Source organism: Sulfuricurvum sp. (assembly GCF_028712165.1).
GTDB lineage: Bacteria > Campylobacterota > Campylobacteria > Campylobacterales > Sulfurimonadaceae > Sulfuricurvum.
Map to the genome: position 1 here is coordinate 18444 of NZ_JAQTQR010000006.1, position 23459 is coordinate 41902.

The 23459-nt window shown below is 42.6% G+C and carries 22 protein-coding genes; 17 read left to right on the forward strand and 5 right to left on the reverse strand.

Annotated elements, in window-relative coordinates; translation table 11 throughout:
* From fliF to dxs, 4 genes are all read left to right on the forward strand, one after another.
* Entirely contained in the window at nt 1–1722 is a 1722-nt protein-coding gene (fliF, locus tag PHP90_RS01720) for a flagellar basal-body MS-ring/collar protein FliF (RefSeq protein WP_299924299.1), read from the forward strand.
* Between the two features lie 9 nt (nt 1723–1731).
* Nucleotides 1732–2757 (forward strand): flagellar motor switch protein FliG, encoded by a 1026-nt coding sequence (gene fliG, locus PHP90_RS01725; RefSeq protein WP_299924302.1) that lies wholly within the window; start codon nt 1732–1734, stop codon nt 2755–2757.
* Between the two features lie 5 nt (nt 2758–2762).
* A complete protein-coding gene (gene fliH / locus PHP90_RS01730) occupies nt 2763–3530 on the forward strand; it encodes a flagellar assembly protein FliH (protein ID WP_299924304.1) in 768 nt (255 codons plus the stop codon).
* Nucleotides 3531–3607: 77 nt separating this feature from the next.
* Nucleotides 3608–5425 carry a 1-deoxy-D-xylulose-5-phosphate synthase gene (dxs, locus tag PHP90_RS01735; protein ID WP_299924306.1) on the forward strand — a complete coding sequence of 606 codons (1818 nt, stop codon included), beginning with the start codon at nt 3608–3610 and terminating at the stop codon, nt 5423–5425.
* Here the strand turns inward: dxs and pgeF are convergent.
* Nucleotides 5412–6161: a peptidoglycan editing factor PgeF gene (gene pgeF, locus PHP90_RS01740; protein ID WP_299924308.1), complete on the reverse strand. Its 750-nt coding sequence runs from the start codon at nt 6159–6161 to the stop codon at nt 5412–5414. The two genes, dxs and pgeF, sit on opposite strands and share 14 nt — an antisense overlap.
* A 50-nt stretch (nt 6162–6211) precedes the next feature.
* Entirely contained in the window at nt 6212–8353 is a 2142-nt protein-coding gene (locus PHP90_RS01745; RefSeq protein WP_299924310.1) for a TonB-dependent receptor, read from the reverse strand.
* A gap of 191 nt (nt 8354–8544) precedes the next feature.
* Between PHP90_RS01745 and PHP90_RS01750 the strand changes: the two genes are divergently transcribed.
* The 4 genes from PHP90_RS01750 to PHP90_RS01765 all read left to right on the forward strand — a co-directional run bounded on the left by PHP90_RS01750 (nt 8545) and on the right by PHP90_RS01765 (nt 12009).
* Complete coding sequence (locus PHP90_RS01750; protein ID WP_299924313.1) at nt 8545–9018, forward strand: hypothetical protein; 474 nt, start codon at nt 8545–8547, stop codon at nt 9016–9018.
* Nucleotides 9018–10292, forward strand: coding sequence for a GGDEF domain-containing protein (locus PHP90_RS01755; RefSeq protein ID WP_299924316.1), 1275 nt, complete (start codon nt 9018–9020; stop codon nt 10290–10292). Before PHP90_RS01750 ends, PHP90_RS01755 begins: the two co-directional genes overlap by 1 nt.
* Nucleotides 10293–10500: 208 nt before the next feature.
* Nucleotides 10501–10881 (forward strand): PAS domain-containing protein, encoded by a 381-nt coding sequence (locus tag PHP90_RS01760; protein WP_299924319.1) that lies wholly within the window; start codon nt 10501–10503, stop codon nt 10879–10881.
* Nucleotides 10882–10899: 18 nt separating this feature from the next.
* A complete protein-coding gene (locus tag PHP90_RS01765; protein WP_299924322.1) occupies nt 10900–12009 on the forward strand; it encodes a methyl-accepting chemotaxis protein in 1110 nt (369 codons plus the stop codon).
* Between the two features lie 3 nt (nt 12010–12012).
* On the opposite strand, the gene PHP90_RS01770 is transcribed toward PHP90_RS01765, so the two are convergent.
* Nucleotides 12013–13941: a diguanylate cyclase gene (locus tag PHP90_RS01770; protein WP_299924325.1), complete on the reverse strand. Its 1929-nt coding sequence runs from the start codon at nt 13939–13941 to the stop codon at nt 12013–12015.
* A 208-nt stretch (nt 13942–14149) separates the two neighbouring features.
* Between PHP90_RS01770 and ovoA the strand changes: the two genes are divergently transcribed.
* The 4 genes from ovoA (at nt 14150) to PHP90_RS01790 (ending at nt 18010) form a co-directional block, all read left to right on the forward strand.
* The gene (gene ovoA, locus PHP90_RS01775) at nt 14150–15568 is read left to right on the forward strand and encodes a 5-histidylcysteine sulfoxide synthase (protein ID WP_299924328.1); all 1419 of its coding nucleotides are present in this window, start codon (nt 14150–14152) and stop codon (nt 15566–15568) included.
* A complete protein-coding gene (locus tag PHP90_RS01780; protein ID WP_299924331.1) occupies nt 15561–16724 on the forward strand; it encodes a pyridoxal phosphate-dependent aminotransferase in 1164 nt (387 codons plus the stop codon). Before ovoA ends, PHP90_RS01780 begins: the two co-directional genes overlap by 8 nt.
* Nucleotides 16717–17124, forward strand: a complete 408-nt coding sequence (locus PHP90_RS01785) for a pyridoxamine 5'-phosphate oxidase family protein (protein ID WP_299924334.1) — start codon at nt 16717–16719, stop codon at nt 17122–17124. Before PHP90_RS01780 ends, PHP90_RS01785 begins: the two co-directional genes overlap by 8 nt.
* 199 nt (nt 17125–17323) lie before the next feature.
* Nucleotides 17324–18010, forward strand: coding sequence for a dUTP diphosphatase (locus PHP90_RS01790; RefSeq protein WP_299924336.1), 687 nt, complete (start codon nt 17324–17326; stop codon nt 18008–18010).
* On the opposite strand, the gene PHP90_RS01795 is transcribed toward PHP90_RS01790, so the two are convergent.
* Together PHP90_RS01795 and waaC are read right to left on the reverse strand one after the other, a co-directional pair.
* Nucleotides 17998–18879, reverse strand: coding sequence for a lipid A biosynthesis lauroyl acyltransferase (locus tag PHP90_RS01795; protein ID WP_299924339.1), 882 nt, complete (start codon nt 18877–18879; stop codon nt 17998–18000). The genes PHP90_RS01790 and PHP90_RS01795 overlap by 13 nt on opposite strands.
* The gene (waaC, locus tag PHP90_RS01800) at nt 18876–19874 is read right to left on the reverse strand and encodes a lipopolysaccharide heptosyltransferase I (RefSeq protein WP_299924342.1); all 999 of its coding nucleotides are present in this window, start codon (nt 19872–19874) and stop codon (nt 18876–18878) included. Before waaC ends, PHP90_RS01795 begins: the two co-directional genes overlap by 4 nt.
* 65 nt (nt 19875–19939) lie before the next feature.
* Between waaC and PHP90_RS01805 the strand changes: the two genes are divergently transcribed.
* From PHP90_RS01805 to PHP90_RS01825, 5 genes are all read left to right on the forward strand, one after another.
* Nucleotides 19940–20848 (forward strand): PDC sensor domain-containing protein, encoded by a 909-nt coding sequence (locus tag PHP90_RS01805; protein WP_299924345.1) that lies wholly within the window; start codon nt 19940–19942, stop codon nt 20846–20848.
* Nucleotides 20845–21456 (forward strand): imidazole glycerol phosphate synthase subunit HisH, encoded by a 612-nt coding sequence (hisH, locus tag PHP90_RS01810; protein WP_299924347.1) that lies wholly within the window; start codon nt 20845–20847, stop codon nt 21454–21456. The genes PHP90_RS01805 and hisH overlap by 4 nt, the downstream gene beginning before the upstream one ends.
* Nucleotides 21457–21471: 15 nt before the next feature.
* Nucleotides 21472–22170, forward strand: a complete 699-nt coding sequence (gene hisA / locus PHP90_RS01815; protein WP_299924349.1) for a 1-(5-phosphoribosyl)-5-[(5-phosphoribosylamino)methylideneamino]imidazole-4-carboxamide isomerase — start codon at nt 21472–21474, stop codon at nt 22168–22170.
* Between the two features lie 77 nt (nt 22171–22247).
* On the forward strand, nt 22248–22622 hold the full coding sequence (locus PHP90_RS01820) for a chemotaxis response regulator CheY (protein WP_299924351.1): 375 nt from the start codon (nt 22248–22250) through the stop codon (nt 22620–22622).
* On the forward strand, nt 22622–23458 hold the full coding sequence (locus tag PHP90_RS01825) for a 50S ribosomal protein L11 methyltransferase (RefSeq protein WP_299924354.1): 837 nt from the start codon (nt 22622–22624) through the stop codon (nt 23456–23458). The genes PHP90_RS01820 and PHP90_RS01825 overlap by 1 nt, the downstream gene beginning before the upstream one ends.
* Nucleotide 23459: the final 1 nt, after the last annotated feature.

The following is a 23459-nucleotide window of genomic DNA, read 5'->3' on the forward strand; positions in this document are numbered from 1 at the left end:
ATGGATTTTAAGGCCCTTTTCTCGCAACTTGTTGTTTTTTTCGGAAAGCTCAATCAAGCACAAAAAACTATTATTGGTGCGGCAGTTGCAGGGATAGTGGCATTTTTAGTTTTTTTGGTCGTTTATACCTCGGAGGGTAGCAGCGGTGAAAATAGTGGCTATCAAGTCCTATTTGATTCACTAAGTCCGCAAGATGCGGCACAAGTGGTGCAGCAACTCGAAAAAGATAAAATCCCTTATAAAATCCCTCGTGACAACGTTATTGAAGTTCCTAAAGATGTTGTGTACAAAGAACGTATTACGATTGCTTCTATGGGAATTCCAAAAGAGGGGCATGTCGGTTTTGAGCTTTTTGACAAACAAGAGTTCGGCGCAACTAATTTTGATCAAGAGGTGAAATTTCGACGAGCATTGGAAGGGGAACTTGCCCGTTCGATTGACTCCTTGGCACCGGTTGAAAAATCAAGTGTCTCTCTCGCTTTGCCCAAAGAAACACTTTTTGTTTCAGAAGCAGTCCCCCCTTCTGCCTCGGTTATGGTACAGTTAAGTGCGGATCAAAAACTCTCACCTAAGCAAATCCGAGGGATCAAAAAATTGGTCGCTTCGGCAGTTCCTAAGCTGACGCCAGAAAATGTTGCTTTGATTAATTCTGAGGGAGAAACACTCGGCGATGATGATGCGGCATCGGCTATGGGTGAACTCTCTTCTATGCAGCAGCAGTATAAAAGCAAAGAAGAGAAAAAGCAGGAAGAAAAAATCCTAAATGTTCTTGCCCCATTCATCGGTGGAAAAGATCGCATTGTTGCCAAAGTAACGATAGAGTACGATTTTTCGGAGCAAAGTTCCACGTCTGAAAAATATGATCCTGACAATGTCGTCCGAAGCGAACAGACCAGCGAAGAGAAACGTGACGGAGGAACTCCCGCTTCCGCAGTAGGAGGGGTTCCGGGTGCAGTCAGCAATATCGGACCGGTTCAAGGACTGGGCGGAAATGCAACCGGTGAAAAATACGAAAAAACAACCGGAACAACCAATTACGAAATTTCTAAAACCGTATCTACTACTAAAATGGAATTTGCCCGTATCAAACGGATGACAGCTGCCGTTGCGGTAGATGGGAAATATGAAGCTAAAAAAGGTGCTGACGGACAACCGACGGAAGAAAAAGAATATATTCCATTGGATGAAACGCAGCTTCAGGCGATCGATGCCTTGGTCAAACAATCGATCGGTGTGGATGAAAAACGGGGAGATCTGGTTACGGTACGGAACTTTGAGTTCCAGACGACCAAAGAGGGTGATACTAAGACACCTGTCACTAAGACAACAGCATTTATTGATACCTATTTGGCGCCATTCTCAACCTTATTCAAATATTTGTTTGTCGCTGTGATTTTGTTTATCGCGTACAAAAAAATCATCATTCCGTTCGCAGAGCGTATGCTTGAATTTAGCCGTGATGAAGAAGAGTTCGAAAAACCGAATCTGGAAATCGCAGACGATGAGGATGAAGACTTGGTAGAAAAAGTTCAGCAAATGCGGAAAAAAGTGGAAAGTCAGCTTGGACTTGGGGAAAGTTTCAACGAAGATGAGCTTAAATACGATGTATTGCTTGAAAAAGTACGTGAAATTGCTGAAGAGCATGCCGAAGAAATTGCTTCGCTGATTCAGACGTTGATTGATGAAGAAACAGTCCCCAGCGACATAATGAATAAGCGATAGGAGGGAAATATGAATTTAACACCGTCCCAGCAAGCAAATTTCGATGAAATGAGTATGACTCAAAAAATTGCAATTTTATTGGTTCAATTAGGCGAAGATGTTACCGCTACCATTTTTGCACGTATGAATGTTGAAGCGATTACCGAAATATCCAAATACATTGCGAATAACCGCTCTATCGAGAAAAATTTGGGTGCTGCCGTATTGGAAGAATTTTATGCGATTGTTCAATCCAATCAATATCTCAATACCGGCGGTCTTGAATACGCCCGCGAAATTTTATACAAAGCTCTGGGGCCTGATGAGGCAAAAAAAGTCTTGGAGCGTTTAAGCAAAACAATGCAAAATACCCAAAACTTTGCCTATTTGTCTAAGATCAAACCGCAGCAATTGGCCGATTTTATTATGACGGAGCATCCTCAGACTATTGCACTTATTTTAGCGCATATGGATCCTTCCGCAGCGGCGGAAACTTTGTATATTTTCTCGGATGATCTTCGTGCGGAAGTGGCGATGAGGATGGCAAAATTGGGTGATATTTCACCGTCCATCATTAAGCGGGTCAGTGCCGTATTGGAGTCCAAACTCGAATCGTTGGCAAGTTACAAAGTGGAAGTGGGCGGACCTCGTGCCGTTGCCGATGTATTCAACCGCTTGGGTTCCAAAGCATCGAAAGCGACACTCTCACAAATCGAGCAGCTTGACCAAGAACTTGCTGCATCGATCAAAGAGATGATGTTTACGTTTGAAGATATCGTGGATCTTGACGGCAACAGTGTTCGCGAAATTCTCAAATCGGTTGATAAAAACGATCTCATGCTGGCACTCAAAAGTTCTGCGGATGAGCTCAAAGAGAAATTTTATGCCAATATGTCGCAGCGAGCGAAAGACTCCTTTATCGAAGAGATGCAATTTTTGGGTGCTGTCAAAGTCAAAGAAGTGGAAGGTGCTCAACGTAAAATCGTCGATGCCGTTCAGGCATTGGCAGAGCAGGGTGTTCTGCAATTGGGTGAATCCGAAGAGCTGGTGGAGTAACGTAGATGGATGTGGTTATTCAACATGATCGTTCCGGTGCCCATAACATCAGCAAATACCAATTTAAAATTCTCTCTTCCTTGGCGGGTGCAAGTATTGCAGAAGCGAGAGAAGAACTTGGAGTTCATGAGGGTGTTGTAGAACGTCGCAAAGAGAGTTCTGCCACTCCTAAAGATGAACTGATCGAATCGCTTATGAAAAAAGCGGACGAGATGAGCTCCAATGTGATAAAAATGCAAATGCGAATCGAAGCAATGCAAGAAGATCACGCTCAAGCCCTTGAAGAGGCTAGAAAAGCCGGTTATGAAGAGGGAATTGCAGCCGGGATTGCACAGGAACAGGCACAACGGGCAGGACAAAACGCACAGTCACATGATCAGCTCGCCCAATCGGTTAAAACGCTTGAATATGCAGCGACCGAATTCGTAACGGCATTGGTATCGATTCAAAAAGAGTTGACCCATACGGCGTTAGAGATTGCGAAAGAAGTGATCGGTATTGAAACGCATGACAACAGTTCGAAAATAGCCGCCAAACTTTCAGGCGATTTGATTGAAGAGCTCAAAGATGCTTCCAAAATTACCCTTCGGGTGAACCCGATCGATCATGGGTTTATATCGGAAAAAGTAGGTTCTCTTTCACATGTCGAAGTATTGTCCGATCGTGCTATCAGCCCTGGCGGAGTAGTAGCGATCAGCGATGCGGGGAATATCGACTCCGAGATAAAAAAGCGTTACGAGAGACTTAAACGATCACTTTTACTCGAATCCTAAAGCCTTTTGGTGAGGATTCACCTTTATAATAGAAATACTTTTAGTGTTAGATACAATAGTTAGGACAGTGCCAGACGATGAATATCAAAAATTTTACTTTGAGCGAACTTGAAGCGTTATCCCAAAAAATACGAGATCGTATTTTAGAAGTGGTAAGTACAAACGGCGGACATTTAAGCTCTACTTTGGGTGCAACCGAAATTATTGTTGCGATGCACAAAGTATTTGATTCCACAAAAGACCCTTTTATTTTTGATGTTTCACACCAATCCTATGCGCACAAACTCCTTACCGATCGGTGGGAAGAATTTACAACACTTCGTCAATTCAATGGATTGAGCGGGTATACAAAGCCCTCAGAATCTGCAAGCGATTATTTTGTAGCGGGGCACAGTTCAACCTCCATTTCCCTCGGTGTCGGTGCCGCAAAAGCAATAGCACTTAAAAATGAGCAAGAGAGCCGTATTCCCGTCGTTGTGATCGGTGATGGGGCAATGTCAGCCGGAATGGCGTATGAAGCGCTCAATGAGCTGGGTGATCGTAAGTATCCGATGGTGATTATCCTAAATGACAATGAGATGAGCATTGCCAAACCGATCGGGGCGATCAGCCGAATGCTCAGTTCTGCCATGGCGAGTCCCTTTTATCAGCGTTTCAAACGCAAAACCGAGCAGTTCGTTGATAATTTCGGCGAAGGTGCCCATTATTTGGCAAAACGGTTTGAAGAATCATTTAAACTTATTACCCCGGGGATATTGTTTGAAGAGATGGGGATTGAGTATATCGGCCCGGTTGACGGACATGATTTAAAATCGCTGATTGAGATTTTGAGCATGGCAAAAGCAATGGGCAAGCCCGTATTGGTTCACGTTCAGACGATTAAGGGCAAAGGGTATGAGATTGCCGAGGGGAAACACGAAAAATGGCATGGTGTTTCACCGTTTGATCTCAAAAGCGGTACGGCTAATACCAAAAGTTCAACCAAAAGTGCTACCCAGATCTATGCGGATGCCCTGATGGAACAGGCGCTCAAAAATGAGAAGATCGTTGGGGTTACTGCCGCTATGCCGAGTGGAACGGGATTAACACAGCTTATGGAGAAATTCCCGGATCGCTTTTGGGATGTTGCTATAGCGGAACAGCACGCTGTCACCTCAATGGGAGCATTGGCAAAAGAAGGGTTTAAGCCGTTTTGTACGATTTATTCCACCTTTATGCAGCGCGGATACGATCAAGTAATCCATGATGTGTGCTTGATGGATCTGCCGGTGGTATTTGCAATGGATCGCGCAGGTATCGTCGGTGAAGACGGCGAAACTCATCAGGGTGCCTTTGATATCAGCTTTTTACGGCTGATCCCTAATATGACGCTGTGCGCTCCGCGTGATGAAAAATCTTTTTATCACCTCATAGACTATGTAGCCGGATATGATCGCCCATGCGCAATTCGTTATCCTAGAGGTTCATTTTTAGAAGCCGAATTGCCGGAATCGGTTCCGTATGAAACCGGGAAATCACAAATGCTTATTTCGAATGATTCAAACCGATTGTTTATCGGATATGGCAGCGGTGTAGGACGTGCTGCACAGACGATAGAACTTATGGAGGATAAACCTTCCTTACTCGATTTACGTTTTGTGAAACCATTGGATAGTGATATGTTGGCACAAATGGCACAAAAGTATAAACAATGGTATGTGTTTAGTGACTCTGCCCGTATGGGCGGTGTCGGGAGTGCTTTGCTTGAATGGTTATCGGAAGCAAAAATTACCGATGTCCAGGTTGTCAGCTTCGAATATGCGGATGAGTTTATTAAACACGGCAATACCAAGCTTGTGGAAGAGTCATTGGAGCTGCTTCCTGAGCAGTTAGCACAGCGGATTATCGGAGCATAATCACTCCGGCAATACGCCCCGTATGCTGCAGATCTGCCCTATAGGAAAAATAGAGCTCATTTTGGCAAGAGGTGCACACGTCTATCACTTCAACGTTCTTCATCCTCAAGCGGTTTAATTGTGCAATCAGAATCGTATTAACATCCAAAAATATTTTTTCGTTTTCATATCGCAGCGATTCGGGATATCCTTTTGAGGCAGTTTCCTCGGCAATAGCGGAATTGATTTCATAGCAGCACCCGCTGATGGAAGGGCCTAAAACAGCATGAATCTCATCTGGACTTGAACCGAAGTTTTCCCTCATGGCTTGAATGGTTTTCGGAACGATTTCATTAAGTGCTCCTGCGCGTCCGGCATGAACGGCACCGATCGCTTTATGAACCGGATCATAGAGGAGTATAGGGGTACAATCGGCACTCATCACCATTAAAGGTTTGCTGAGACGGTCGGTTATCACTGCATCGCATTCTGGCGGTGTATCAAAAGTGTAGGTTTCATCGATAATGGTGATTCGATCCGAATGGATTTGGCGCATATGGATCAGGGATTTTCGATCATAGCCTATTTTGTGCGCGAGTAAATCATGGTTTTCCAAAACACTTTTAGGATCGTCTCCGACATGAAATGCTAGATTTGCATTGCTATAGGGTATTTTGGAAACTCCGCCCAGTCGTGTCGTGAAACAGGCGGAAATATCGGTAAATGCGGATAAAAGAGTTGACTCGATTGTTTTCATACAAAGAGTATAGTGAGTGAGTCTTTTAGGAGGGATAAATCAAGTCGGCCTTAAAACCTTTGCACATAGCTAAAGAGATAGTTTCGTCCTTCTCTTTTGATCCCGCCGTCTGTATTATAGTAATAGCTCGGTTGTCTGATGTCTTCATTAAATAGGTTTTTAACCGTCGCTCGGATCTCGTTTGAAGCAGAAAATTTATAGGTGAGTGTTTCATCAACGAGATGTTGCTGATGCACGGTCGTGTTCACCCCATCATCTATGATCCATCCCAACTGCGATTGGGTTGTTTGTGAATAATATTGCCATGTAGTACCGAAAGAGAGAGCATCGATCGGTCGATAGATATACATAGCTTTGAGCATAATTTTGGATATGTCAGGCATAGACTGGTTCACTGAAACGGGATAATCGTTTTCCGGTGGAACGGTGTAACCTGTTTCGACATAGGAAGCATTGAAATAGAAGTTATGTTTGGGTTTTGATTGAAAGTTGTATTCAAACTCTACCCCTTTGCTGGTTCTATCGTTATAGTTTTGGTATCCGGGAATCGTATCGGAAAACTCTTCCAAGTCAATGACGTTCTTAAGTTGAGAATAGAAAAAATCCAATGAGAATTTATTATTAAAATCCGGTGCATAGAGTGCAACAGCCTCATAAGTATCAGTCTCTTCGGGTTTGATATTCTCTGTTCCGGCACGGTAGTTGATATGTCCGTTTGCGTATGCTTCGGTAAAGGTCGGAGCACGGAATGCAGAACCGTAAAGGAGTTTAAAGATTGTTTTGTCATCCGCTCGATACACCACAGCGGCTCTTTGGCTCATTTTTGTTCCGATATCGGAGTAGTCATCGATACGTGCACCCAAAATAACATCCATTTTTGGAGTAAGCGAGATCAAATCTTGAATATACCCATAACCGATTGTCCGGGTTTGGTTTGCACGGATGAAAGTTGTGGTCGGGTCTGCCCAAAATGCCGGTTCCCGTTCTTCTCTATAACGGAATGAATTGTAATTCGGACTTGCCAAAATGGTAGTGAGATTTTGAGTAATGGCATTTTCAACGCTGTTAAAATAGTTATCCTGAGGTAGTTTTACATAGCGTGCTCCGACGCCGGCTACGATCTCGTTTGAGTAGATTTTTGGAAGAGTAAAGATACTCTCAGCTTCAAAGTTTTGTTCTCTCATTTTTTCGGTGAAATAAAAACCGTCTTGCATATCGGTAATACCCACCGACGCAAATCTGCTTGCAGTTACTGCGACACCGCTAATAAAGCTGCCTTCGTTTAGTTCCCTATCCGAAAAATTCACCTTTGTTTCGATCCCGACTTCATTACTGTTTGTTTTATACGAAGCTTGTGCAAAAAAATAGGAGTTTGTATGTTCATTCGGGCTGAGTGAAATTAGACTCGGATCTTCTTCAAAACCGTAAAAATTTCCATATCTGCTTCGTTTATAGCGCGTTGTAAAATCGAAACCGCCGTTTAGGGCTTTTAATCCTATAGAAAAGTCTTTCATACCTTCATTTGTGCTTGCAGAGTACCCTTCAAAAGGGGGGAGTGATTTCTCATTGTGTGCTATGTAGCCATCAGAAAAAATTTTCCAGTTATTTGATAGTGTATAGACATTCGCTCCGGCGCTCAATGTACTATAGCTGCCTGTACCGAGAAAAATTTTGTTTTCTTCTTTTGAATTTCCTAGCTTCGTAACAATGTTAACGGTTCCGTAAAAAGCACCGGAACCTTGGGTTGTAGAGTTTGGTCCCCGCAGCACTTCTATTCGATCAACAAGTTGCAGAGGGAAGTCCATATAAAAATCACCGGAACCGGAAACCTCATTGTTGATCGCTACACCGTCAATCAATATTTTTATTTTATCTGAGAGGTAGGCATTTGGGTTTTTAAAACCTCTTACTGTCGCCATACTATAACCCATGGGACTAAGCTGCATTTGGATACCGGGTAGCATCCCAAGCGCTTCACCGACATTTTGTATCCCTGCATCGATATAGGTTTGTGCGTCGACAATACTGACAACAGAGGGCATGTAATCCACATTGAGGGATTTTTTCGTTGCTAAAGTGCTTACGTTTTCTAAAAGGGACTCAAAATCATTGATTTCAGCTGCGTTTTCTGAAGCGTGGGATGCAGTTAGAGATGAGAATAATATAGCATGTAATAGAATCTTTTTGGACATAAAAAACACCTTTTCTTCTCTACAATTTGCTATACTGATGGTTTGGGTATACTATACAAATTTTTATAACAGTTCCGTTAAACAGAGTAATTAGAGAGGCAAAATTGATAAACAACATTTTCTTTTTATCAATTTTTATTATTTTATTGTATCCCTTCACACTATCTGCATCCACCTATGACGATGATACATTGGAAATCTTTTCAAAAATTATTCCCCGTTTTGTTTTAATGAGCTCTCAAAAAAAGACCATTCAAACTAAAATAGAGATCTGTATTCTGCATGACAAACTGGATGAGAGGATAGTATCGTCATTAATTGATAAAATCCAGAATAATTATCCAAACGGGATTAAAAACTATAGACTGAAAGTGATCAGCAGTAATTATTCGGATATAGATATGTGCTATAAGTCTCAATTGGCATTTTTATTTGATACAGATGAGAAAAATATGGACAATTCTATTCGTGTTTTAAATAAAAACAGTGTTTTTACCATGTCTTATGATGCAAAATATCTGGCAAACGGTGTTGAATCAACCTTATTTTTAGGGAGAAAAGTGGTTCCTTATATGAATATGAGTGCGTTGCGTCAAAATGGAATGGAGATAGATAATACTTTGGTACAAATATCTAAAATTTATTTGCAGGGAGAGGGCAAATAATGCGAGGTATAAGTATCGAGCTAAAAATGATAATAGGTGCGATTTTATTTGCCATGTTCCTGGTTGGATATGAGCGGTTTCAATTTTCGGAAAATATCGTTCAGCAATTCCTTGAATCTAAAAAATCAAAAAACAAATTATTAATCGACACTATTTCCCCTGTTATAGGTTTGAATATTTCTTTGGGTTTAAATGATGCGAATACGGAATATTTGAATCAAATTGTCAAGCAGAACAGTGATTTGCTTAATTTTGATCTTATCGATTCAAATGGATTTACAATCTTCCATTTTGAAAAAAATCCATTATCCGAATCCCAAAAAATTGTTGACGGTATCCGTTATGCTAGCCAAATTATTAAAGATCCCGTTACCGGAGAAAGTGTCGGCACTGTACATTTATACTTTGACGATCATGAGTATCAGGCGATGATGCAAAAAAATAGAGAGATTACGTTAAAAATTTTCGGGATCAGTTTTGTTATGCTCATGATTTTTATTTTATTCGTTAAGAAAGAGTTTAAGTTTTTAAAAAAACTGAGTGAACATGTGTTGCAATATGACCCGCAGATCAATAATTTCACCCTTCAAAAATCAGATCGGACCGATGAAGTCGGTGTAATCCATAATGCCATTATCTCCATGGTGGACAAGATCAACGGTTATGCAACACTTTTAGATGATTTGAATCATTCATTGGCCATAAAAGTTGAGGAAAGAACACAAGAGTTACAAGAAGCAAACTTACAACTTAAAGAGCTCTCCCTGACGGATTCGCTGACCCATTTATCAAACAGACGAAGTCTAGCAATCCATTTGCAAGAGATATGGGAACTTGCGAAACGCCATCGCAGTATTGTATCGATCATTATGTGTGATATCGATCATTTTAAACAGGTTAACGATAAGTATGGACACATAGTCGGAGATACGGTATTAAAAGATATTGCCAACATATTGCAAGTTTCACTCAAGAGAAAAAGCGATTTTCTTGCTCGATACGGCGGGGAAGAATTTATGATCGTTTTATATGAAGTAGATATTCATGCTGCGGAAGAACTGTGTATAAGTATCCAAAAAAATCTTAAAAATATCGGTAAATTCGAATACAAAGAGGTCAAATTAAACCCTATCACTATGAGTTTTGGAATTAGCAGCACTGTTCCTGATGAAGCGAGTGAATATAATGATTTGATAAAACTTGCAGATACGGCTTTGTACCAAGCAAAAAAATCGGGTCGAAATCGTTTTATCTCCATGAATCAAAAGAATTGAAGGTTAGCTACTGCACGTCTTCTTAGAAATTTCGAAATCAAGTATAAAAATTGCATTGATATAGCAAATTTGTGTCTCAAAAAGATTAGTGAAACATCATAATTAGCGGCTTTAGAAAAAAAAGTTTTTCAATCAACATATTTGTCGCCGTTATATTCAGATATAATTGTCCGATTTAAAGCTAATCTCAATGAGAAAAAGGAATTGAATGGAACGTATTCTCAATGATACCGATTTTTTAGTATCTCAAACAGATTCGAAAGGGATAATTCTTTTTGCCAATGAAGACTTTTGTAATATCGCCGGATACACTCTCGAAGAGTTGATAGGAAAGCCCCACAGTATTGTCCGCCATCCCGATATGCCCAAAGCGGCTTTCAAAGATTTATGGGACACCGTTAAAAGCGAAAAAGTGTGGAAGGGGTATGTAAAGAATGCCACTAAAAACGGGGGTTTTTATTGGGTATTTGCCACCGTTTATCCAAATATTGCATGCGGAGATGGAAACAGCGGATATATGTCGTGCCGTCGTAAAGCTTCACCCGATGAAATCAAAAAAGCCGAAGCGCTTTATAAAACCATGCGTTAATCCAAGGGCAAAAGAAATATGAAAAACAGTACAAAAATAATTATTCTTTCGATTTTAGGTATTGCGGGTTTGGGCTTAACAATGGCTATCGCATCTCCATGGATGAGTGCGGGTATTATTGTTGTTTTAATGGGTGCAGCGATAGGGTTGAGCGTTATATCATCGTCAAATTCTGCGGTGTTAGAGCAACAATTGAGCGAACTTGAAGAGTTAATGCAATTTAAGCGTAATCAGATCGAACCTGTGAAAGCTGAATTTGGAAGCATTGAAGAGAAACTCAATCATCTAACAAAAACACATGAAGGGATATTGGAGCAAGATACGAAAGTAGCCGGTGAAATGGTTCTGCTTGCGGATAAAGTTCGCCGTGGGCATTATATTTGCCGTGTTGCAAGTGATTCAAAAACTCCTCATGTCCATTTGTTGAAAAAAACGATGAACGCCATGCTCGATGCGACCGAAAAAAATCTCGATCAGGCCATTAGCGTATTGGAAGCATTGAGTGAAGGGAAATTCTCGACACGGGCGCAAGTCAACGTCGAAGGCAAAATGGCTCAAGTATTGGAAAAGATCAACGATTTGGCGACAGCACTCCAATCTATGGAAGAACAAAATGTTGAATCAAAAGAGGTATTACATAATAATACGCAGCAACTTAGAGATACGATTGAATCTCTTCGCAAAAAAGAGTTTGTTGAACTCAACGAAATGATCAATACGACTGTGGAACGAATCCAAAGAGTGGCTAACAAAGAGCATGAACTCTCCGGAAATCTTCAATCACTTGCCGGGAACGCGCAGGAGACAAAACAAATTTTGACGACTATTGGGGATATTGCCGACCAAACCAACCTACTGGCACTGAATGCGGCGATTGAAGCGGCACGTGCAGGCGAACACGGACGAGGATTCGCCGTTGTTGCGGATGAAGTACGAAAACTCGCCGAACGTACACAAAAAAGTTTGGCGGAAACCTCAGCGACTATCAATATTTTGATTCAGGCCATCACTGACAACAGTGATTCACTCAACAAAAATATGGATGAGATGATGGATCTGACAACGTACATAGGAAGTGTAGATAACAAAATGGAAGAACTGCTCCATACGATGGATCGGTTGAGCTAAACTTTATGTGCAGATCCAATAATGCTCTTGTGTATGATGTTTTGCAAAATACATCGCTTTGTCGGCATTTTTGAGTAATGTTGTTGCGTCATTTCCGTGTTCCGGATAAAAAGCGATTCCGATACTGATGGAAGGTAAAATTTCCATATCGTTGATAAGAAGCGGTTGTTTGCTCTTGGCAATAAGATTTTTTGCTACAGCGATAGCTTCATCTTTTTGATGAATAGATTCAAAAATAATGACAAATTCATCCCCTCCCAAACGAGCCGCAAAATCTTCAGCGCGTATGTTTTCCTGCAAATGGTTTGCTACTGTTTTCAAAAGTTCATCTCCGATATCATGGCCATAGGTATCGTTGATCTCTTTAAACTGATTAAGGTCTATGAAAAACAGTGCAAATACTTTATGTGAACGCTGGGCACGTGAGAGTGCCTGGTGAAAGATTTGATTGAAAAACAGCCGATTCGGCAGTTCTGTCAACGAATCATGATGGGAATGTTTTAAGAGTTGTTCTTCATACTCTTTTTGCAGCGTAATATCACTCAGTATTGAGACGTATCGGATAAGCTTTCCGGAGTTATCGTAAACAGCGGAGATACTTTGCAATGAGGGGTAGATTTCGCCATTTTTTCTTTTATTCCATATTTCTCCGTGCCATTTGCCTGTTGTATTAATAAGTTTTGACATCTCTTCGTAAAAATGGCTATCGTGTCTTCCCGATTTAAGTATTTTCGGATTTTTCCCAATGACTTCTTCCGGTGTATACCCAGTCACTTCGGTAAACGCTTCATTGACTTTGACGATATTTTTATTGGCATCGGTAATAAAAATCACTTCGCTTGTGTTATGAAATACCGCATCTGAAAGTAAGAGTTTGGCTTCTCGTGCTTTAAACTCTTTGATATTATCGATACTGAGCCATACGTATGGAACTTTGAGTATGGTGAGTAGTTTTCCGGAGATTTTAACTGGAACAGCTTGTCCGTTTCGATCGATGTAGAGACTCTCATAAGGGCCGATGGAGTCATTATATTTGAGTGATTGAAGCTGTTGTGTCTCAAATACTTTATACTCATCGGCAATGAGATCTAAATAGTTTAAATCCTCAAGATCCTCTTTGTGAAGAGCGACGATTTGTAAAAAACTGTTATTAGCATCAACAATTTTTCCCGCTATTGTGCATAAGAGCAATCCTGTAGATGAATTGTCTATCAGCATACGGTTGAACCGGCGGGAGTCTTCGATATCTTGTACCAACGGTTTGAGAAAATACCAAAAAATGATACTTCCCATCAATGCCAAAAGGATAGTGAGCCCAAGTGCGTATTCCGCTGCTTTGATATAGGGAGCGCGTATTTCTGAGAGGTCGATTTTGGCAACGATTCCCCATCCGAGATCTTTGATAGGTTCATATGCGGCGAGAACAACGGCCCCTCGGTAATCTTGTGCGACAACAATCCCTTTCTGCCCTTTAAGTGCACGTCGCATCGGTTCGGCCAGATTTGAATTCCAAGGAACGGTGTCCAATTTTTCCATATTGACATGACGCTGTTTAATAAGGAATTGTATAGAATCACCCTCATGCTTTCCAAGTGTTATTTCACCGGTTTTTTCAAGTCCCCCATATTTGTAATGTGCCTCCGTAACTTTTAAAATGATATTTTCGGCAATTTGTTTTGTCATTAATGGAGAGATGTTTTTGTGGAGGAGAAGTTCTTGCTCTGTTACGATATGTATCATTACGGATTGGGTTTCTACCAGTTCGATAAGGCGATTTTTTTGGCGTTCAAATCCTACGTTGTACAAAAGAAAGATCGTGATCATCACGATAAAAAGCATATTGAAAATGAGAAGTGAAATGAGATAATAAGGGGTATGCTGAATACGTCCATGCGAAAAACATTCGATAAAGGAATTTTTTATTCTGTTCATCACATGCCTCTTCAACCTCTTTGTGAATGCGAATTGAATTTTATGACAAAGTATCATAACGGAGAATAGTCATAAAAAAATCATATTGTAAAATTAGATCATTTTTTTTTATAAAATATACAGTGTTAACCGATTAAATTGTCCCGTTTAGCTTTGAGCCAGCTATAAATTGGATAAAATAACTCAAAACGGTTTGAAGGATCAAGTTGTGTTACACAGACAAATGAAATCGGTACGATTGGAAGGGGAAAGTATAACCGCCAAACGTGAAGAGCTTCGGCTCTATTTCCGAGCGAGTTTTGATTTGTTTGAATCGCTGTTTGAATTATTTGTCTCGGATGAGGTTTTTTATCGCCAATCAGAGCCTACACGCCACCCGATGATTTTCTATTTTGGGCATACGGCGATTTTTTATATCAATAAGCTCATCTCAGCAGGGGTACTAACAGAACGGATCGATCCTCATTTCGAATCGCTGTTTGCCGTAGGGGTCGATGAGATGACATGGGATGCCAGCAGCGATTCTCTGAGATGGCCGAGTATTCATGAAGTTCGTGTGTATCGTCAAAAAGTTCGACATATTGTGGAAGAGACCATTACAACACTCCCGATGAATCTTCCTATCACCAAAGAAGACCCGTTTTGGGCGATATGGATGGGAATCGAACATGAACGAATCCATATCGAAACTTCCAGTGTCTTGCACCGTCAAATGCCTCTAAAATACATGAGAGCAAATGAGAATTTCCCCATCTGTCCGGTACAGGGCGATGCTGTAGAGAACGCCATGGTCGCTTTTTCGGCTAGAGAGATCCGTATGGGGAAAGGTTCCGGTGATAACGGCTTATACGGATGGGATAATGAATACGGCAGTCTCATTGTGAATGTCGAAGAGTTTCAAGCCTCAAAATATCTCGTCAGCAACGGCGAATTTATGGATTTTGTCCAGGCCAACGGTTACGGTGTGCCGAGATGGTGGGATGAAGAGGGCTTGAAGTTTCTTTCTATACGCAAGGCTGTTTGTCCGCCGTTTTGGGTTCCTCAGAGTGACGGAACCTATACCTATCGGGCGTTGGCACAGGAGATACCGATGCCGTACAATTGGCCGGTTGAGGTTAATGCGCTCGAAGCGGAAGCTTTTTGCCGATGGAAAAGTGCCCAGGATGGAGAGACCTACCGTCTTCCAACCGAAGCAGAGTGGAGAGTGATGGCAGAAGCGGGCGGTATGAATCAGGAGATTTTTGACGATTCACGCTCAAACATCAATCTCGCCCATTTTGCTTCGTCTGTCCCAGTCGACACCTTTGCACACGGTGAACTCTATGATGTCGTAGGAAATGTATGGCAATGGACGCAAACCCAGATGGATTCATTTGAGGGATTTGCAACACATCCGTGGTACGATGATTTTTCCGAGCCGACGTTTGACGGGAAACACAATCTCATCAAAGGGGGATCATGGATTTCGACCGGTAATGAGATTATGATGGAGTCTCGTTATGCGTTCCGACGCCATTTTATCCAGCATGCGGGATTCCGATATGTCATCGGCGAGGGTGAGACCGAAGCGCAAAAATATACCCGTATAGAGCAAATGTTTAAAAAGTGGAAACAGCGGTATGGGTGAGTTTGATACCATCGACCGCACATCGAGTAACGCCGAAAAGTATACCCTGCGGCAAAAGCTTTTCGGTACAGAAGCCGTTCAGCCGATGTGGGTGGCCGATATGGATATCGCAACACCCTCTTGTGTAATTGCAGCGGTACAGGAACGTTTGAATCACCCGATCATAGGATATGAGATTATGCCTGAGAGTGCTTTTGAAGCGCAAATGGCATGGGTGAGTGAACACCACACATTTTTGATACGGCGCGAATGGCTCAGCTATTCCCCCTCCGTTGTTGCATCGATCGGATGTGCGATTCGTGCTTTGAGCGAGGAGGGAGATGAAGTGATCGTTATGGATCCCGTCTATCCTCCGTTTTATTCGATGGTCAAAGAGAATAACCGCCGTCTTATCATTCATCCGCTTCGACAAGACAAAGAGGGAGTTTACCGTTTCGATATTGAAGTCTTGCGTACGCAGATAACGGATAAAACGAAACTTTTATTGTTGTGTTCCCCCCATAATCCTGTCGGACGGGTATGGAACCGTGATGAACTCAGTGTATTGGGATCATTGTGTCTGGAATACGGCATTGTGATCATCAGCGATGAGATTCATTCGGATATTGTATTCCAACCCCATTCGCATATTCCGATGGCATCATTGTCCGAAGCGCTTTTAAACAACACGGTTACCTTGATGGGACCGGGAAAAACGTTCAATATGGCCGGTTTTTCGATCTCTACGGTATGTATACCCTCTGAGGAATTGCGCTCATTGTACAATGAAGAATATCATCGGGTGCATTGGGGAGACGGGGCTGCATTGTCGCATGTGGCGTTTGAAGCCGCGTATAAGAATGGATCACCGTGGCATCAGAGACTCATCGAGCATTTGAACCGTAATGCTCAACTCATAGAAGAATGGGCTGCCAAGCACCCTTCGATTTGCTATTTTCGCCCTGAGGGGACCTATTTGGCATGGCTGGGTTGCAGAGCACTCGGACTGGGAGATAGGGAACTCAGAGACTTTTTTGTCCAAAAGGCAGGATTGGGTTTGAGTCCCGGTCTTAGTTTCGGCAAAGAGGGATCAGGATTTATGCGGCTCAATTTCGCAGTTCCGACACCGGTTTTGACTCAAGCGTTGGAGCAGTTGGGACAGGCGCTCAATGATTGAAAAAATTGAGCGTTTTATCCGCGAACATCATCTCCTCTCACTGGCAACGATGGGAGAAAGACTCTGGTGTTGTTCGATGTTTTATGCATACGATCACGAAAGTGTCTCCTTTATCGTCGCATCGGATGAGACGACGGAACATATGAACAATGTGGTAAAAAACCTTCATGTCGCCGGAACGGTAGCTTTGGAGACCAAAACCGTGGGGAAGATTCAGGGGATACAGTTTGTCGGGGAGATGGAAAGATGTCCTGAAGGGTTGAAAACTCTCTATTTTGAAACATTCCCATATGCACGCATTATGAACCCGACTCTATGGATCATACGGCTCGATGAGGTCAAAATGACCGATAATACTCTTGGATTCGGAAAAAAGATTACTTGGAAACGGGAGCTTTGAGCTGAAATAAATTGCACGCTTTTCCGCTCGAATTTTGAACAACCATTGAGGGGATCATCTTTGCTTTAAACCCGTACGCTTTGCAACCGTGTGGCTGATTTGCTTCCCACGTGACAAAATAATAGATGCATCGATGACAATTTATTTTTTCCATGGATGGAATATTACCGTATAATTAGAAACTTTTTAAAGGACGAAGATGAACAAATTACTCTGCATGCTCGAATTGCAACAAACATTGAACGATGCCACAAACGGCAAAGGATGGGAAAAAGGGACGACCAAAGAGGGAAAATTGATCAATTGGCGTCGCTGTATCTACATGGAATCGGCAGAGATGATTGACTCATTCGGATGGAAACACTGGAAAAGTATCGCACAGCCGACCGATTATGCCAATCTTCAAATCGAGATAGTCGATGTATGGCATTTTGTGATGAGTCTGGTTTTGGAGTTTACTCATACTAACGGTGCTGAGAGTATCCAAGAATTGGCGATGCGAATATCTCAAACGCCGGAGTTTCAAAAATTAAATAAAGACGAAGCTCTTAGCTTTGGGACGGATGCACTGTTGATGACCAAAATCGAAAACGTTATGCGTCTTTCACTGATCCCTATATCTGCCGAAATGGTGGGTGCATTGATCGAGGAGTTTTTTGAACTGGCACATATGGGAGCATTGAATATGACTCAGCTGTATCGTTTGTATGTCGGTAAAAACATTCTAAACCAGTTCCGTCAGGATCATGGATATAAAGAGGGGACGTACCTCAAAATGTGGAACGGTCAGGAAGATAATGCGGTCATGAAACTGGCATGGGAAACTAATCCTGAAATGACTCCCGAGGAACTTTATACGGCGTTAAAAACAGCTTATCCGGCATAAATTTCCGGATAATCGCTTTTCCACCGCTTGTGACACCAAAACCAAAATTTCGGGTTAGCCCGAATGACTTTTTCTAATGTGTTCGCCTGCTCTTGCGTCGCTTTTAGAATCCCCTGCGCATCATCGCTTTCAACTTCGATCGGATTTTCAAATCGGATCGTGAAATTTTCCTCATCATCCGTAAAGATATAGAGTGGCACGATCGGAGCGTTGTATTTGTACGATAAAATGGCCGGTGTCGAGGAGTGGTAGGTCGGATGAGAGAAAAAATCAACGGCGACACCGTGACGGGAATTGCTCGACTGATCGATCATCAATGAGACTGAATTGCCGTTTTTGAGCGCGCGGGCGAGGTGTTTTAGCGCACCGCTTTTTTCAGCGAGATCCATCCCGTGCGGAGTACGTGATTCGAGGAGATAGGGATCAAATTCTTCTCGTTTAAACGCCTTGTAAATCGATGTCGTAGGGGAAATCAGTGCGGAGAGGGCGGTTGCTCCCATCTCCCAGTTTCCGAAATGGGCAGAGACGAAAATAATGCTTCTATCTTGTGCTAAAAGCTCATCCACCTGTTCTCGGTTTTCAAAGCGCACCCGTTTGGTAAAATCTTCCGTTGTATAGTGCCGATTCTCCATGACTTGCAAAAGATTGAGTCCCAGATTGCGGTAACAATAGTACTCAATCGCATTTATCTCTTCTTCAGTGAGAGTATCGGCAAAAGCAAAACGGAGATTTTGACGGATGACACGGTTGCGTGAGGGTGCAAAAAATCGGGCAAGCCGCGCAAGAGAAGTAAACAATGCACGGCGCCAGCTGTGCGGCAAACGCATCAGAACTGCATCCAGTAATAAAAACAAACGAAACAAAATCATGCTAAAAGTTCCTTGGCTTTTTGGATAATAATATCGGGATTGATCTCTTTTATGGAAAAATCATTTCGGTCAATCTTCATAATATTAACGGAAGAGGGAGATTTGATTCCGATATTTTTGGGTGTCGGAAAAATCATACGCTCATTGGTCGGACCGAAAAGGGTGATCGAGGGAGTATTCATTGCCCATGCCATATGGGTTGGTCCTGTATCATTGCCGATGGTGAGATCACAATGGGCGATAAAAGTAACCAACTCCTTCAAAGACATTTTCGGAGCAATAAGTGCATTCTCTGAATGTTCGGCAATCCATTGGGCATCTTTGTATTCTGCATCACTTCCCCAGATCAAATAGCAGGGGTAGGGAAGCTTCGAGCAAACAGCCGTAAAATGCTCTTTCGGGTAGCATTTACTCGGCCATGAGGCTCCGATCACACAGGCGATTGCCTTTCCCTCATGCGGAAGGGATACCGGTTTGAGCCCTTTCTCAAACACATCTTCTTTGGTGAGAATGTCGTTTTCATCATAGGGGATGTTCAATGCCTCCGTAATGACCAAAACGTTGCGTTTAACCACTCCCGTCTCATACGCGATGGCAGACGAGGTATCGTAAAAGCGTGCCGCAATCCCTTCTCTCGCACTGTTACGGTCGAATCCGTGTACGTTTCCGCGTAGAAAATAGGTGACAAATGCCGACTTTAGCAGTCCCTGAGCATCAATAATGTGATCGTAGGCAGGACGGCTTTTGAGAGAGTGGATCGTCTCTTTTAGGAGAGTGAAACTTTTCGTTTTTTTGATTCGCTTGATCGGTACACTGATCACTTCATTGATGAGAGGATGATCTTTTAAAAGTGGTGCAAAGGCCTCTTCGACAAACCAGTCAATCGTTGCATCGGGGTAATGTTTTCGGATGATTTGCAAAACAACGGCAGTATTGACAATGTCGCCCAGTGCGCTAAGACGAACAATTGCAATTCGGATATTAGACCTTTTCATAAGCGTAACTATAGCGCAACTAAGCTACAATCACCCTCAAAATACAAGAGAAGCTAGGAGTCGAAATGGTTGTTCAAGACATTCGCCAATATTCCGAAATCCGCCCAAAAGCGCGTGCCTATTTTTGTTATCTGTTTCACAAAAATCTTCCGAATCATCTTCCGTCTGTCTCCGTTGAATCGATTACCTCCCGTCTTCTCAAAATCCGCGGCGATCTGCAAGGTCTTGATGCCACGTATCTTCTTGATGCCAAGGGGAATCAAGTCGGACCGACCTATTTAAAAAACGGGAAAAGAGAGGAAGACATAGGGGTCAGCCGTTCTACCCGAGCCTACTACTATCGGGCAATGAACGAACACCGATGTACGATTACCGATCCGTATCCTTCATTGCTGAATGATGAGCTCACGGTAACGGCATCTCAGCCGATTTTTGATGAGCATGGGGAAATTGTTTACGTTGCCTGTATCGATATGCCCTTAGCCGAGGTTCTTCGTATTGCGCATCCTCTTGCATCGGAATCGATTGCGGGGAAATTTTTTCGAATCGCGTACGCAGTTTTTACCCTCGCGCTGGCATTTGTCTCATTGCTGCTTTTTGTAAAAGGGATCGAAGGGTTTTTGGCATACGGCTTTGGCCATTATGCGAAGATTGAAATCAAAGATATTTTTGAAGCGACCATTCTATTGACATTGTCATTAGCGATATTCGATTTAGTCAAAACCCTTTTTGAGGAGGAGGTCCTAGGACGTCCGAAACATGATCCCTCATCCGATATGCATAAAACGATGGTTCGATTTTTGGGATCGATTATTATCGCTCTCTCCATCGAGGCGCTAATGCTGGTCTTTAAATTTGCGATGACGGAGCCTGCAATGCTGATCAACGCAATTTATATTATCGGGGCAGTTGCCCTATTGCTGGTTGGACTGGCTATTTATATTCATTTTACCCATACGAAGGAAATCTCTTGATAGGAATAGTCGATTATAACATGGGCAATCTCGCCAGTGTCAAAAATGCTTTTGATTTGCTGGGGGAGAAAGTAGTCGTAGAATCGGATCCCGATAAACTGCGTACATACGATCGTATCATCTTGCCGGGAGTAGGAGCATTTGGGGATGCAATGGAGCATCTCAAAGCTCGAGGAATGGATCAGGCCGTACGAGAATATGCAGCGAGCGGAAAGTATTTGCTGGGCATTTGTTTAGGAATGCAGCTTCTGTTTGAGTCGAGTGAAGAGTTTGGAATCAGCGATGGTTTGGGATTAATAAAGGGTCGGGTGGTTGCATTTGACACCAGCCGTTTTTCGACACCGCTTAAAGTGCCGCACATGGGATGGAATCGGATGTTTACTTCGCATCATCCGTTGTTTGAGGGGTTGGATGAAGCACATTATCTTTATTTTGTCCACTCCTACCATGCCTTGTGTGCCTCTGATAGTGACAGTATCGGAGAGAGTGTCTACGGATACCGATTTACGAGTGCCGTTGCCCATGAAAACGTGATGGGGATTCAGCCCCATCCCGAGAAGAGCCATCAAAACGGCCTCAGCATTCTCAAAAACTTTATTAATCTCTAAAAGGATATCTATATTATGACTATTTTTCCGGCAATCGATCTTAAAGACGGCAAAGCGGTACGTCTGACCAAAGGGCTTATGGATAGCGCCAAAGTGTACTCCGATACTCCGTGGGAATTGGTTAAAACTTTTGAAGAGATGGGTGCATCATGGGTCCATCTTGTCGATCTTAACGGTGCGTTTGCAGGCGAACCTAAAAACTTGGAACAAATCCGTGCTATTCGTGAAAACTGCAATGTCAAACTCCAGTTAGGCGGTGGGATTCGGGATGAAGCAACCATTCAGCGTTATCTTGATCTTGGGATTGACCGGTTGATCTTGGGATCAATTGCACTGCGTGATCCGGAATTTGTGAAATCAATGGCGGCAAAATATCCGATTGTTGTCGGGATAGACGCGATTGACGGCTATGTTGCCGTTGAAGGATGGGGCGAAGTGAGTACGATGAAGGCGACGGATTTGGCCCGTGCGTTTGCCGATGCGGGGGTAGAAGCGATTATCTGCACGGATGTAGGACGCGACGGTACACTTTCTGGGGTAAATGTCGATTTTACCCTTGAAATTTCAAGAGCATCGGGTATACCGACGATTGCCAGCGGCGGTGTGAAAGATGAGGGCGATATTGAAGCGTTGCTTCAAAGCGGCGAAGTTTCCGGTGTTATCGTCGGGAAAGCATTTTATGAGGGGCGAATTGATCTCAAAAAGTTTTTTTAATCTTTCCACAAAGTTGGTTAGGTTATCATTGGGCATTTATTCTATACAGAAATTGAGAATCAACTAAAGGACGTACATTGAAATTATTGGTTGTAGATGATAGTTCGACTATGCGCCGTATTATTAAAAATACACTTTCCCGTCTTGGATATGAAGATGTTTTAGAAGGTGAAGACGGTCTGCAAGGTTGGACGGTTCTAAATGAGAACACCGATATCGGAATGCTGATTACCGACTGGAATATGCCGGAAATGAATGGTTTGGAATTGGTCAAAAAAGTGCGTGCAGATGCCCGTTTTAGCGATCTCCCAATCATCATGGTAACAACTGAAGGCGGAAAAGCGGAAGTCATCACGGCTCTTAAAGCGGGGGTTAATAACTACATTGTTAAACCTTTTACCCCTCAAGTCTTAAAAGAAAAACTTGCCGCTGTCCTTGGTACTGAGGGTTAATGCAAGATTATTATTATATGTTGGTGGTCAAACCATCATCGCATTTAGAATTATTTAGCGATTTTTTGGTCGATATTCTTCCTGTCGGGTTTGAAGAGATTGATGATGGATTTATTATCCGAAGCGAAGAAGACCTCGAAACGGTTTCGTGGGGAATTGAACAGTTTGCCGAAGCATTACAACGGGCATTAGGCTCAGTGGTTGATGTCGAACTAACCCTGAGCAAAGAGAAAAACGATGACTGGATCGCACAATATCAGCAAGGCGTTACTCCGGTACAAATCGATCCTTTTTATATCCATCCTACCTGGGAAGCACCGAAAGAAGGGATGCTGAACATCGCTATCAATCCGGCCTTGGCTTTTGGGACGGGACATCATCCGACAACTGCTTCTTGTCTGCGCGCTGTAGCCAAATACGTTAAAGCAGGCAATGAAGTGATGGATGTCGGATGCGGCAGCGGGATATTGGCCATTGCTGCGATCAAACAAGGCGCTGTTGTCGATGCATGCGATACTGATCCCCTTTCCGTAGAAAATTCGATTGTCAATGCGGAACAAAATAATATTTCGTATCGACGATTGTGGGAAGGTCCTGTTCAAGAGAGCACAGAACAATACGATGTAATCATCGCCAATATTGTCGCCGATGTCTTAGTATTTATTGCGAGTGATCTTAAAAAACGGTTACGCGACGGCGGCATTTTGATCCTCTCAGGGATTATGGACAAATATGAAGATAAAGTTTTGCGCGCATACAAAACGTTTGAACTTACCGAGCGTTTTGTTGAAAATGAATGGGTAACCTTAGTGGTAACCAAAAAAGGAAATGAATAAC

What these genes read in the sequence shown, in the direction of transcription:
- waaC (WP_299924342.1), bottom strand. Translation starts at nt 19,874, where the DNA reads ATGAAAAGGTCTAATATCCGAATTGCAATTGTTCGTCTTAGCGCACTG.
- PHP90_RS01760 (WP_299924319.1), top strand. Translation starts at nt 10,501, where the DNA reads ATGGAACGTATTCTCAATGATACCGATTTTTTAGTATCTCAAACAGAT.
- PHP90_RS01825 (WP_299924354.1), top strand. Translation starts at nt 22,622, where the DNA reads ATGCAAGATTATTATTATATGTTGGTGGTCAAACCATCATCGCATTTA.
- fliH (WP_299924304.1), top strand. Translation starts at nt 2,763, where the DNA reads ATGGATGTGGTTATTCAACATGATCGTTCCGGTGCCCATAACATCAGC.
- PHP90_RS01745 (WP_299924310.1), bottom strand. Translation starts at nt 8,353, where the DNA reads ATGTCCAAAAAGATTCTATTACATGCTATATTATTCTCATCTCTAACT.
- fliF (WP_299924299.1), top strand. Translation starts at nt 1, where the DNA reads ATGGATTTTAAGGCCCTTTTCTCGCAACTTGTTGTTTTTTTCGGAAAG.
- pgeF (WP_299924308.1), bottom strand. Translation starts at nt 6,161, where the DNA reads ATGAAAACAATCGAGTCAACTCTTTTATCCGCATTTACCGATATTTCC.
- dxs (WP_299924306.1), top strand. Translation starts at nt 3,608, where the DNA reads ATGAATATCAAAAATTTTACTTTGAGCGAACTTGAAGCGTTATCCCAA.
- PHP90_RS01765 (WP_299924322.1), top strand. Translation starts at nt 10,900, where the DNA reads ATGAAAAACAGTACAAAAATAATTATTCTTTCGATTTTAGGTATTGCG.
- PHP90_RS01780 (WP_299924331.1), top strand. Translation starts at nt 15,561, where the DNA reads ATGGGTGAGTTTGATACCATCGACCGCACATCGAGTAACGCCGAAAAG.
- PHP90_RS01795 (WP_299924339.1), bottom strand. Translation starts at nt 18,879, where the DNA reads ATGATTTTGTTTCGTTTGTTTTTATTACTGGATGCAGTTCTGATGCGT.
- PHP90_RS01770 (WP_299924325.1), bottom strand. Translation starts at nt 13,941, where the DNA reads ATGAACAGAATAAAAAATTCCTTTATCGAATGTTTTTCGCATGGACGT.
- PHP90_RS01785 (WP_299924334.1), top strand. Translation starts at nt 16,717, where the DNA reads ATGATTGAAAAAATTGAGCGTTTTATCCGCGAACATCATCTCCTCTCA.
- fliG (WP_299924302.1), top strand. Translation starts at nt 1,732, where the DNA reads ATGAATTTAACACCGTCCCAGCAAGCAAATTTCGATGAAATGAGTATG.
- PHP90_RS01755 (WP_299924316.1), top strand. Translation starts at nt 9,018, where the DNA reads ATGCGAGGTATAAGTATCGAGCTAAAAATGATAATAGGTGCGATTTTA.
- hisA (WP_299924349.1), top strand. Translation starts at nt 21,472, where the DNA reads ATGACTATTTTTCCGGCAATCGATCTTAAAGACGGCAAAGCGGTACGT.
- PHP90_RS01805 (WP_299924345.1), top strand. Translation starts at nt 19,940, where the DNA reads ATGGTTGTTCAAGACATTCGCCAATATTCCGAAATCCGCCCAAAAGCG.
- PHP90_RS01790 (WP_299924336.1), top strand. Translation starts at nt 17,324, where the DNA reads ATGAACAAATTACTCTGCATGCTCGAATTGCAACAAACATTGAACGAT.